Here is a 12,980-nt window from a genome sequence, read left to right as displayed (position 1 = left end):
TGCGCGACGAATGTGTTGCTAGTACTTTTTCTCCAATTTTCCAGACAACAAGAGCGATAAGCTATTTATTGCTTCTGTCTTCGGCTATAAATAGGTTTATGGCCCGCACATCTATTTTTTTAAATTAATTTATTCCACCTATGAAAAAGAGAAGAATACTGCATTATTCTGCCTATCTATTATTGGCAGGTCTGGCCGAAATGCCATTTTACACGTATGCACAGGATTCCCCAAAAACCATTATAAATGCCTCCTTCAGAGGACTGGTTATTGATGCCGAGAATGGACAAGCAATTGAAGGTGCCACGGTCAAGCTCTATGGTGTTACGCATGCAGTGACGACAGACAGAAAGGGCAACTTTGCTTTCGTGACCGGGCAAAAGCTACCGGCACGCGTCGTCGTATCCTCCGTCGGTTATAAAGAGCAAATAGCACTGATCCAGGAGCAGGGGGACACCGTGCGTCTGGTCCGGGAGGACCGGGCACTGGAAGAAGTTGTCGTCGTGGGCTATGGTACACAGAAACGCAAAGATTTCACAGGTGCGGCTGCCAGTATCGCTGCTGATGCAATCAAAGATGTTCCGGTACAAAGTTTTGACCAGGCTCTGGCCGGCAAGGCTGCAGGAGTAAGCATTTCTCTGCCGAATGGCCTGCTCAATAATCCTCCGGTCATACGGGTGCGGGGACTCAATTCGATATCCCTCAGTTCATACCCCTTGATTGTCATAGACGGTATTCCCGTAAATACCGGCAATATCGGCTCGTCCAATGTGGCCAACAACCCGCTCGCTGATATCAATCCGTCAGATATCGAATCCATTGATGTCTTAAAAGATGCGGCTTCGACTTCCATCTATGGTTCGAGGGCTGCAGCAGGTGTGCTGATCGTGACAACCAAAAAAGGAAAACAGGGACGTGCAAAAGTCAGCTATGACGTATGGGGATCGGCCGTGACAGCAGCACGATTGCCCAAATTATTGCATGCCAGCCAGTATATAGCGATCAAAAATGAAGCTGTACTGAACAACAAGATTTTGTCGGGCAATGCAAATAACGACAAGGTGGCCAGTGAACTTTTCTTTCCGCAGTACGATGCAAATGGCAATCTGGTGGAAACCAGCTGGTACGATCATGTCTATAACACGGGATATAGCCACAACCATAGTCTCTCAGTGAGCGGGGCCAATGCAAATACGCAGTACTATTTTTCAGGAAATTATTCGGATCAGGAAGGTTTTTTTGCAAAAAATAGCTTTGACCGCAAAGGTCTGCGCTTTAATATCGAACATAAGGTAAACGATTGGTTTTCTGTGGGGAGTAACCTGACCTACAACAACACTTTCAATGATGCTAAAAATTCGGGTTCACTGCCTAGCAGCCAGCTGCTGTTGATCGGTGGCGCACGGCTGGCACTTGTATTACCGCCTAATGTTTCGGCCTATAAGGATGATGGTACCTACAATTTAAGTAGTACGGGCTTACTGGGGCCGGGAGCCAACTTATTTACCAATACATTATACAATCCCGAAGCGCTTTTTGCCTATAGTAAATATACCACGGGGAATGACCATATCCTGGGCAATGTGCATGCTTCGCTCAACTTGCTGAAAAACTTAAAATTCACAACCACTTATGCTGTTGACCGCAATCTGTCGACCACCAAGACGTACCTGAGCCCTAACCTGGGCTCATCGGGGTATACGAATGGTGGATCGGTAAATAATGTGAGCAGCCTGCGCAACAATTGGAACTTTACCAATAGCTTGAGTTATGATCAAGTGCTGTCTGAAAAGCACGCGCTATCTCTTTTGTTGGGCTACGATATCCAAAAATATGACAACGATAGCTGGAATGCATCGCAAAATAATGCATCGGACCCGTTTTTTGAAAATTTTCAGGGCAATTGGACTACGCTTTCCGGGGCCGGGGGAAGTATTTCCGAACGTTTCTACCGTTCTACATTTGTGCGCGCCACCTACAATTATGGCAAACGCTATTTCCTGACCGCCAATTTTAGAAGAGATGGCAATTCGGCCTTGGGTGCCAATAATAAGTACGGTGATTTTGGTGGGCTGTCCTTGGGCTGGTCTGTTTTTGAAGAAGATTTCTATAAGAACGGCAGCCTGGCAGACCTGCTGGGCGACCTGCGCTTCCGCGGGAGCTGGGGTAAGGTCGGCAATGGAAATCTTTCGGCCTATGAATCGCTCAACCTGTATAGCTCATCGCTCTATGGCACGGTGCCCACATGGAGCATTTCCCAGGCAGGTAATCCGGACTTAGGCTGGGAGACTTCCGAACAGACCAATTTTGGGTTGAGCCTGGATCTCGCGCAGAAGCGTCTGCATGTGGATATCGATTACTTTAGGAACAATGTGAATGGCCTTATTCTGGATGTGCCACAGTCGCCATCAAAAGGCATTCCTGGTAATAGCATCCTCAAAAATGTCGGCAGCATGTATAATCGGGGTATCGAGTTTGCCATCAGTGGCGACATCCTTCGAAAAGGAAATTTCACCTGGAATTCGTCCTTTAATTTCACGCATGTAAAAAATAAGGTAACATCCCTGTCCGAAGGCAATGCGGATATCATTGGGTACACACATACGACAACAGAAGCCAACAACATTACTCGGGTAGGCTATGCTGTGGGCAGTCTGTATGGTGCTGTAACCGATGGGGTAAACCCCGAAAATGGTCAGCGGGTATTTATCAATAAAAATGGTGAGCGGGTACAATATAGTGCCGCCGTAGCTTCAGGGCAGAGTAATTGGACTTATCTTGACGGCCGCGTTGCCAGCCCGATCACGGTGGCGGATTATCAGGTGCTGGGGACGGCATTGCCGACCTGGTATGGCGGTTTTAATAATTCCTTCCGTTATAAATCCTTTGATGCCGCGGTCAATTTCACCTTTGCCGGCGGGAATAAAGTAATGAATGGTACAAGGGGTACGCTGCTGGATCAGCGTTTTTACAACAATTCAGCCGAGGTGCTCAACCGATGGACCACGGCCGGGCAACAGACGGATGTTCCGCGATTGGTCTATAACGATGTGATATCTAATGGTTCTGCCGGATTTTCCATTGACCAAAATGCCGAGAAAGCTGATTTTTTACGGTTGCAACAGCTTACACTTGGCTACACGTTCCGTGGTAGCCTGTTTAATACGATCGGTCTTTCCAGCATCCGTATTTATGGTCAAGCGTCGAATCTTTTCCTGATAACTGGGTATTCGGGTACCGATCCGGAGTCTTCTTCGAACGGAAATTCCAATACCTCGATTGGCATCGAAAAGAATTCCATCGGTCAGGGCCGTACCTGGACGGCAGGTTTAAATGTCTCATTCTAAATAGTTGTAAACATGAAAATTAAAGCAAAAAGATATAGCTGCCTGGTCAGCGCATTATTATTGGTGTCCACGCTGAACTCTTGTAAAAAGGAGGACGGATTGTTTCCAGTTCCGACCACATCCATATCGGATAAAAACGTATTTGACACCCCTGCACGGATTGAAGGTGTGGTCAATGGTATTTACAAGAACTTGAAAGCTGCCAGTTTATATGGTGGACGTTATCTCCTTTACCAGGATGTCCGAGGGGAGGATTTTATCAATGTCACGGCCAACAGCTATACAGCATATGAAAGCTGGAACAATTCCTACAGTTCGGGATCCAATGATATCAACAACCTGTGGTCTGCTGCGTACACGACTATTAATGGCGCAAATATCCTGATTGATGCGCTTAGCCTCGGTACTGCAGTCATCAGCCAGGATCTGGCTAAAGCCTATATCGCTGAAGCAAAGTTGCTGCGTGCAGTGTCCTATTTTAGTCTGGTGACAGTATTTGCACAGCCATATAACAAAGATCAGGGTGCTTCACCGGGCTTACCGCTGCGGTTGAGGGCTGAAGTCGACGGTAATAACAATGACCTGGCCCGGAGTACCGTTGCCCAGGTGTACACACAGATCTTGAGCGACCTGGATGCGGCCGAAAAAGATTTGCCGGAAAATTATTCCACTGCGCTGCTCAATACGACACGGGCACATAAAAATACGGCCCGGGCTTTCAAAACCAGGGTGTATCTGACGATCAATAATTACCAAAAGGTACTGGAGGAAGCGAAAAAGATCGTCCCGCAGCAGGCCGCTCCATTTAAAGCGCAACAGGGCGTTGCGCATGAATTGCAGGCAGATATCACCGCTATCTTTGGAAGTAATTATACCACGACTGAATCTATTCTAAGTATGCCCATGAGCACAACGGATGCGCTTTCGGGGCAGTCTGCGATAGGTTATGTTTATAATGTCAATAAAGAGTATTATCTTAATCCAACCGGTATTTTAAACGACGCCCAATGGGATCCGGCAGACAAACGGCGTGGCCTCCTTCAAGCGAATGGGGGCAAACAATACTTAAAAAAGTACGCCAAGGCCTCACCCTATGTTGACTATATTCCGGTAATCCGTTACGCTGAGGTCTTATTAAACTATGCTGAGGCCGCAGCACAGGTCGAACAGCTCTCGATTGCCGGGACGCTTTTAACCGCAGTCCACCAGCGGTCGGATGCAAGTTTTGTATTCCCAGGTGCGTCCCTGACCAGCAAAACGGCCATCTTGGAAGCAATTGGCAAAGAACGGCGTATTGAGTTGCTCGGGGAGGGATTGCGCGGACATGATCTCCTGCGCCACTTAAAAGAGTTGCCCGCTAAAGGGGATGCTAGTATACAGACACCAAGCGTGCCTACAATTGCTCAAAACTATATTTTTCCGGCGCCTAACACAGAATTGGCGACCAATAAACTTTTTAATTAAATCAGTTGAACATGAATAATACAACTAAACTCATCCTCCCTTTGCTGCTGGCAAGTGGGGGATCCTTACAGGCGCAACAGCAGACATTGTCACTCCAAGGTACGGTCAAGAACGGGGCGGTAGCTGTTGTCTATCTGCAACGTTTTGAAAATAAAATTTTTACGGTCATTGATTCTGCCCAGGTCAAAAACGGCGGATTTTCCTTCCGGCGGCGGCTGCCGCTTCCTGAATTGTATGGTATTTCTACACAGCGGGATGTCGTGCCGAGCTATGTGTTCCTGGATGCTGGCGATAATAAAGTGACGATTGATGCAACAGATGAGAACAGGCAGAAGGTGTCGCTATCTGGTTCAAAAAGCCAGCAGCTCTTTGAGGAATATCGGGCACAGCGTAAACCGGATATTCGCTCATTTATTCAAAAATATCCGGATAATATTGTTTCCAGTTACCTTCTTTACAGGGAATGGTCTTATCGGCTGTCTCCGGAAGAACTTGAAGCCAATATCGCATTGCTCTCTGAGCGTCAGCAGCAATCGCGCTACATACAGGACCTCCGAAAAATTATTGCGGTCACCCGCCAGGTCGCTGTAGGAAAAAAAGCCCCAGCCATCGTAGCCAATGATCCCGATGGCAATCCTCAGGCGCTCTACGATCACTTGGGCAAATATACACTGATTGATTTTTGGGCTTCCTGGTGTCCGCCATGCCGCAAAGAGAATCCTAATATTGTGGCCAACTACCAAAAGTATAAATCCCAAGGTTTTGAAATTTATGCCATTTCACTGGACAAAAAGAAAGAAGCTTGGCTAAAAGGTATTGCGGATGACCACCTGACCTGGCAGCATGTCTCTGAACTGAAATACTGGAATAGCGATATTGCGGCTGATTATGCGGTGCGTGCGATCCCAGCTAATTTTCTGGTGGATGAACAGGGGACCATTATTGCTAAAAATGTCCGAGGAGAGGAGCTTGGTAAAGTTTTGGACAGCCTTTTTAATCAGGCGAAAGTGGAGATCGGCGGACTGAAGAAGGATTTTAAAGGACAAAACCCCATTAGCTATGAGTCCACAAAATCCCAGGAGATTGTGAAGCAAGAAGGTGGTATTTTTTCGGTTGACAAACGTGTTTTTTTTACGAACGATTATGACGGAGCGCGCTTGAATGGGTTACAGAAATCCAGTGATGGCGTGTATCATGTGCAAGTGGCCCCGGAACGAACGCCGATCAATCCAAGTCCGTGGTATGGTTTTCAGGTCTGGGCCGCCCGGGATACGACGATAAGGATCCAGCTTGATTATCCATCAGGCGTGCACCATCGCTATGATCCAAAAGTGAGCAAAGACGGAACGAGTTGGAATAAGCTGAGTGGTGCTTCTTTTGATTTGCCGGTCTCCGGTGAGCGCACCTGGGTTTCGGCCCAGTCAAATGTTCCATCTAAGGCCGTATACCAGTGGATTGAGCAGGTAAATCCTGCTGTCCAGCTCCAAAAAACGGAAGCCGGTAAAACGGGCTTGGGCAAAGCGCTCAATGTGTATGTGGTGGGGAATCCTGAGAGCAAAAAGAGCATTGCTGTCTTGGGAAGACAGCATCCTCCCGAAATTACGGGGCATTATGCTTATGCTAGTTTTGTCGAATACCTGCTCGGCAACAGTGCGGATGCAAAGGAATTTCGGGAGAAATACCGCATTTATCTGATCCCTATCGTCAATCCGGACGGTGTAGATTTGGGGCACTGGCGTGCCAATGCGAATGGAGTGGATCTCAATCGGGACTGGTCCGAATTTAATCAGCCCGAAACCATTGCCCTGCGCGATTACTTTAAGAAAGAAATAGGGCAGCAAGGCCGACAGCTCTATTTTGCGATTGACTTCCATTCGACAGGGAGTGATATTTATTATACGGTCGATCCTGCATTGCCAAGCCGATTTCCGGGTTTCATTCCCAACTGGATAACCAGTGTCAAGGAAGCAATTCCGGGGTATGAGCCTCTGGTGAAACCCTTATATCTGGGTGGGCCGACCTTTACTGCCTACAGCTATTTTTATAAAAACTATAATGCCGAAGCATTGGTCTATGAAATTGGCGACAACACGGATCCCGATTTTATCCAACGCAAGGCCCGCATTTCTGCACAAAAACTAATCGAAAAACTGAATGAAAGCTAGCAGATACATAAGTTGGAAACATCACTTTATTTGTCTGTTTCTGTTGGGGAGCATTTTTCCATTTTTTGCCAGCGCAGGTGCAGATGATAGTTTGATCGTTGCAAGCGATCTGCTCCGGATAAAAAATGTTGTTGATCTGCAGGTGAAACCAGATGGTAGCGAATTGGCTTATGCCGTAAAGGGAATTGTGGCGGATACGGCCAAACATGCGGGATTTCGCTATGAAACGACCTGGTATGTGAATAAAATAGCCTCGTCAGCAAGGGCTGAGCCGTTGAAAGGAGATCTTCAATTTACCCAAATCTTATATAGTCGGGATGGACGCAGATGGGCTATTGGCAAGGACAGCAACAAACGTGCGCAACTGTTTTCATTTCCGGCAGGTGGCCAACCGTCCCTACAGGTGACGACATTGGCCCAGGGGCTGGGCACGGTAAGGTTCAGTCCTGACGGTTCAAAAGTACTTTTGTCGAGCAGCTACAGCCTTGGTGATCTTGCAAAAAGTAAAGATTTCAACGCTGCGGGCATGTTGCCGCCATGGGCATCGGAGAAACCGGGCGATCGCAATCACGCATCGTTGTTGGGCGAGCCCGGGCAGGAGGATCCGGATGGAAATGTCGCCGGGATAAACGCCTATCTCAAACACGATGAACGGGAGGGTATTGCCAAAGTGACCAATAAATTGCAGTTTCAAACAGAGAATTCAACGACAGGTGAAATCCGTTTTACCCATTGGTATATCCTGGACCTTGCCGCAAAAACACAGCCTATGCCTTTAACGCAAGGCTTTCGAAGCTATTCGGGTGCTGAATTTTTAGGGAATAATCAGGTTCTTTTGAGTGTGGAGACCGAAAATGGCCTACATCCGGATCGTGTTGTATCTACAGATCTTGTCCTATTGGACCTTGATTCACGAAAAAGGGAAACTATATTGAGTGACAGTATACATCGCTATCAGGTTGCTGCTGTATCCGCATCGGGAAAATGGGTGGCGGTGAACCGTGGACGACAGAATTCGCTGACGGTGGGTGAACTTTATCTCTATAATGCCCAGAATTGGAAAGGTTTCAGCCTGGCCGTAGATCGTAGTCTCACCAATGTGCAGTTTTCGCCTGATGAAAAATCGGTTTATTTTATTGCATCGGATCGGGGTGGTCGGACGATCAACCGTGCTGATTTAAAGACTGGAATTATCCGCACCTTAAGTTCGGTAGAGGAGGGGATCGGTGAGTATTGGGTAAATGGTCAGAAAGCCTTCTTCACCAAAACGACTTTTGCCAATCCATCGGAACTGTATCGGGCGGATGCCAACTTTAAGAATGCGGTTGTAATCAGTGACATCAATTCAGGCTGGCTATCGGAAAAAAATATTGGTATTGCACAGAAAAATAATTTTCGAAATGACAAGGGACTGGAGGTCGATTATTGGTTATTGAAGCCGGCAAACTATCAGAAAGGAAAGCGCTACCCATTGTTGGTAGAGATTCACGGCGGCCCCGCATCGATGTTTGGACCTGCGGATGCCAGTATGTGGCACGAGTATCAGTACTTTCGTGCACGGGGCTATGCTGTTTTATTTTCCAATCCCCGTGGTTCAAGCGGTTATGGCGAAGCGTTTTTAAAAGCTAATTTTAAAGACTGGGGTGCGGGGCCATCACGCGATGTCCTGGAAGCAGTTGACCGATCGCTGGCGACAGGTACAGTGGACAGTGCGCAGCTGTTTATCACCGGCGGCTCCTATGGTGCTTATCTGACCACATGGATTTTGGCGCATGACAGTAGATTTCGTGCGGCATCGAGTCAACGGGGGGTGTATGACCTCTACGTCTTTTTTGGTAGCGCCAATGTGTGGCCCATGTTGAAACGTTATTTTGATGGATTTCCGTGGGAAAAGGGTACGCGCGATATCCTTTTGGCACAGTCTCCCACCAGCTATGCCGAACAGATAAACACACCTTTACTCATTTTTCATGGAGAGCAAGATAATCGCACAGGTCCCGTACAGAGTGATTTTCTATACAAGCAACTCAAATATTTGGGCCGCCAGACAGAATATGTCCGACATCCAGGTGCGGATCATGAGATCACACGCTCGGGCAACGTTGGCCAGCGACTCGATCAGCTGTTGCGGACTTATGAATTCTTTGAACGGTATCGGCATTGATCCTGCTGCTTGAGCAAAGCGTACACTTGTACGCTTTGCTCAAGCAGATTTTGACAATCATGTTATGCATTATTTTTATATAGCAATGTTAATCCGTAAAAAATATTCAAAAAACATTTATCTTAGCGGCAGTAAATCATGATCGCGCGCGTTTTTAAATTAGGCACCATAAGTTTGCTATTGCTTTGCATTCTCCTGCTAAGCTTTAGTAAAGTATTTATTGTGGTGAGTTTTTATGCAAACCAGACTGATATCGCCAATAGATATTGTATCAATAAAAGTAACCAGTCGTTACACTGTGACGGGAAATGTTTTTTGATGCGTATGCTCAAAAAGGAAGCACAACGGGAAAAAGACTTTCATGAAAGCTTTTCCAAAACACCGGTCATGTTCTGCCAACATTATTTTCCTTTGATCGTAAACAAAGCCTATGTCCCAGCACTCCCTAAAGATCATCATACGCTACGCAATGTCGCATTCCGCAAATTTGATGTCTTTAATAAACTGCTCAGGCCACCCAGCACTGCAATAGCATAAATTCGTATACTTTAAGTATCGCTCCAGCGATGTATAGGTAAAACAGATTGCCATAGCGCTAACACCTGTTTTATACCTTTTTCAGCTGTATAGTCCCCATTTTTCAAGATAGAAATGATGATCTCTTGCAGAGCAACCAAGCAATGGCTGGAATTTGCTGTGCAGGACCTTGTCGGGGGCGAGTAGGACTCATTCATTGTTGATCAAATTTAGTTTCTAATGCTATTGAACACCCGCTATTTAAGACCTTTTTTAATTTTTACGCTGATATTTACAATTTTTACAGGCACTGTACAGGCCCAATCCAGGGATACACTATTGCCAAAACAGCTCGACTCCGTTTTTATAAGATCACATTTCAGGGCGAAAGACAAATCGAGTTTCCAGTCTGCGCGAATAAATATTCGTGATTACGAAAACCCACAGGTAACGGCCAGCGTGGGTATCAACCTGACCAAAAATAGGAATTACTATACACAAACGGCCATGCTGTCGAATGCCACAGGTGTAACACCTAGTTGGGCCGGCGTGGCCCCTTACTTTACGATCCGCGGATTCCGGACGCGAAGTAATTTTAGAAATGGGCTGAATGCTTATCTGCAATACAGCGACGAAAATAGCAACATCCAGCAGCTGGATGTTATCAAAGGCCCGAACGGTACCTTATTTGGCGGCACCAATATGGCTTTTGGTGGACTGATCAATGTGCTCACTGCTATTCCCCTTGATAGTGCCTTTACAAATTTTTCTCTGGCTGCGGGTAACAATGGGCTTCATCGAGCTAGTATCGAAGTAAATACACCATTAGATTCCGTTCATAAAGCACTGTTCCGGATGTTTGGTACGTATACGTCGAGAAGTAGTTTTCAGGATCAGGGTTTAAATAAAAGTCTTTTCCTGGCACCAAGTTTCAGCTACCAGCTTACTCCGGATTTAAAGATTAGAATGGAAGCTGAATTCTTAAACCGGAACACGACAAATAGCCCCTTATTCACACCTGCTAATCCAAAAACGGCTGTCGGACCGGATAATGTACAGCATTCAAGAGGGCTTGAGCTCGACTACCGAAAATCGTACACAGACAACAGCCTGTTGTGGAAGACCTCCTCACTGAATCTTTACGGAAAGATAAGTTATGCGATTTCGCCGAACTGGCAGTCTGAAACGAACTTTGCAAGTACATATAGTACCTCAAATGGCGATTACCAGACAAACTTGTTGGTCAACAATAATGCTGCTGTGGCTCGGAAGGTACTACGCTATGAAGCAGAAGACATGAGAAATAATCAGGTGCAACAAAACTTTATCGGAAATTTTAAGGTCGGTAACTGGGACAATAAATTGCTTGTCGGACTTGATTATCACCGCTATAGTTATGCAGCAAATTATAGGAGTGCGGGCTATGTAGACACGGTATCCATTGCGGATCCCACGGCTGCGGCAAACTTATTTAATGCAGACCTCGTCCGGAATATCGTACTGTCCAAACAACCCAGCAACTCGGTCGCTCCACAAGATGCCTACTCGGCGTATATTTCGGATGTCATCAAACCCAACAATGCGCTGACCATTATGCTGAGTGCGCGTTACGATAGGCTGATCAACTTTGGAACACGGGATGTGCTGACTCCCATCACAACAGGCGACTATAAGCAATCTTCGATCACTCCTAAGATTGGGTTGACCTATCAGCTTATTCCAAAGACCGTTACATTTTTCGGAAATTATATGAGCGGATTTCAAAATATTGCACCAACGAGCAGCAATGGTATCTTATATAATTTTAAACCCCAATATGGAAGCCAGTGGGAATCGGGGATTAAAATCGCTGTACCCAATAACGTACTGGATCTCACCTTGAGTTACTATGCTATCAATGTGCGCAATACCGTGACTACAGATCCGAACGACGCCACAAAATACCTGCAACGGGGCAAGCAGTATAGCCGTGGCGTGGAGCTGGATGTACAGACTGAGCCTTTGCAAAATCTTTTTCTACATGTTGGTACAGCCTATAACAACAGTAAAATAACGGTTGGCGATGCCGCTGTCCAAGGGTTGAGGCCTGTGAATGCTGGCCCGAAATGGTCTGCGACCTGGTATGCTAGTTATGAAATGCCGGTGGATAAGGTCAGTAAATGGAACATCGGTTTCGGGGGCAATTATGTGGGGCAGGATCTGATAATCAACAGCACAAATGCCGGAAGTTTTTATACGAATGCCTATACACTTTGTAACGGTAATATAGGCTATACGTATCGACAGCTCCAATGTCGTTTTACAGCTGAAAACCTGTTTAATACCCACTATTATTATGGCGGAAGGGGCTTTGTTACAGCAGGTAGCCTAAGGCAGTGTATCTTGTCGATAGGACTGCATTTTTAATGGATTTGAGTGGTGATCGCTACCAGTAGATTGGTTGGGGGATAAGCACAGCACATATACACGGTTAATTTAGATGTGCTAATCCACCAGACCGACTAGCATATCGGCTAATTTTTTCGGCTCGGTCAGCATGGCATCGTGCCCGGTTGCGATCTCCAGATATTGCCAGTGGAGCTTTTGATCAGCGCGCACCGTTTCGCTCATTTGCTTCATAATAGGCAGCTGAGGATCCGTGCAGGCAATATAAACCAAGGGCAATCCATTACCATATTGGTTTTTTAGGTGCAATCGCTGAGCAAATGTACCATAGGGTTGTGGACTAAGTCTATCCTTTACCCAAGAGACCATTTGGGGGGCTGTCACGCCAAACAATGCAACGTCAAAGGGAGCAAAGTTTTCTTTTTTCTGAATGTTTTTGAGCTGAACTTTACGCACGGCCTCTGGTTGCAGTGAAATAGGGCTTTGACCGTCTTCAATGATCATGGCATCCAGAAAAATTAATTTGTGCAATCGTGATGGAATGCGGTCGGCAACTCCGGCAATCACTGCACCTGCGTAACTATGCCCTACAAGATACACGTCATGTAGATCTTCCATCTCGATCAGATTGACGATATCCTGGACGTGGGTGTCGATATCTACCGACGGTTGGATCAGATGTTTGCGCTCTCCGAGTCCTGTGAGCGTGGGAGAGTAGACATTGTAGTGTTCATCAATTAGCCTTTGTGCGACGCTTTGCCAGCACCAGCCACCATGCCAAGCACCGTGGACCAGTACATAAGTCGGCCGGCTATTTGGGCTTTGCGCATAGCCAACTAGCGTACTGCTCAACATCAGCAGTAACAGAAATAAAGTTCTCAATTGTTTCATTTTTTTTAATTTTATATTGTTTTTTAATACCTGACAAAGGTATACCCA

7 protein-coding genes are annotated in these 12,980 nt (G+C 46.4%); 6 read left to right on the top strand and 1 reads right to left on the bottom strand.

The window, feature by feature from the left end:
• Window positions 1-140: 140 nt before the first annotated feature.
• The 6 genes from HPC41_RS07160 to HPC41_RS07135 all read left to right on the top strand — a co-directional run bounded on the left by HPC41_RS07160 (window position 141) and on the right by HPC41_RS07135 (window position 12,062).
• A complete protein-coding gene (locus tag HPC41_RS07160; protein WP_172393348.1) occupies window positions 141-3,347 on the top strand; it encodes a SusC/RagA family TonB-linked outer membrane protein in 3,207 nt (1,068 codons plus the stop codon).
• A 12-nt stretch (window positions 3,348-3,359) separates the two neighbouring features.
• The gene (locus tag HPC41_RS07155) at window positions 3,360-4,811 is read left to right on the top strand and encodes a RagB/SusD family nutrient uptake outer membrane protein (protein WP_172393347.1); all 1,452 of its coding nucleotides are present in this window, start codon (window positions 3,360-3,362) and stop codon (window positions 4,809-4,811) included.
• Window positions 4,812-4,822: 11 nt separating this feature from the next.
• Complete coding sequence (locus HPC41_RS07150) at window positions 4,823-6,976, top strand: M14 family zinc carboxypeptidase (RefSeq protein WP_172393346.1); 2,154 nt, start codon at window positions 4,823-4,825, stop codon at window positions 6,974-6,976.
• A complete protein-coding gene (locus HPC41_RS07145; RefSeq protein WP_172393345.1) occupies window positions 6,966-9,140 on the top strand; it encodes a S9 family peptidase in 2,175 nt (724 codons plus the stop codon). The genes HPC41_RS07150 and HPC41_RS07145 overlap by 11 nt, the downstream gene beginning before the upstream one ends.
• 225 nt (window positions 9,141-9,365) lie before the next feature.
• On the top strand, window positions 9,366-9,677 hold the full coding sequence (locus tag HPC41_RS07140) for a hypothetical protein (RefSeq protein WP_172393344.1): 312 nt from the start codon (window positions 9,366-9,368) through the stop codon (window positions 9,675-9,677).
• A 219-nt stretch (window positions 9,678-9,896) separates the two neighbouring features.
• A complete protein-coding gene (locus HPC41_RS07135) occupies window positions 9,897-12,062 on the top strand; it encodes a TonB-dependent siderophore receptor (RefSeq protein ID WP_172393343.1) in 2,166 nt (721 codons plus the stop codon).
• A 78-nt stretch (window positions 12,063-12,140) separates the two neighbouring features.
• On the opposite strand, the gene HPC41_RS07130 is transcribed toward HPC41_RS07135, so the two are convergent.
• Complete coding sequence (locus HPC41_RS07130; protein ID WP_172393342.1) at window positions 12,141-12,932, bottom strand: alpha/beta hydrolase; 792 nt, start codon at window positions 12,930-12,932, stop codon at window positions 12,141-12,143.
• Between the last annotated feature and the right edge of the window lie 48 nt (window positions 12,933-12,980).

Origin of the sequence: Sphingobacterium prati (assembly GCF_013167215.1) — a bacterium.
GTDB classification, from domain to species: domain Bacteria; phylum Bacteroidota; class Bacteroidia; order Sphingobacteriales; family Sphingobacteriaceae; genus Sphingobacterium; species Sphingobacterium prati.
The sequence above is the reverse complement of the archived record's forward strand: the minus strand, read 5'-3'. Positions and strand labels throughout refer to the sequence as shown.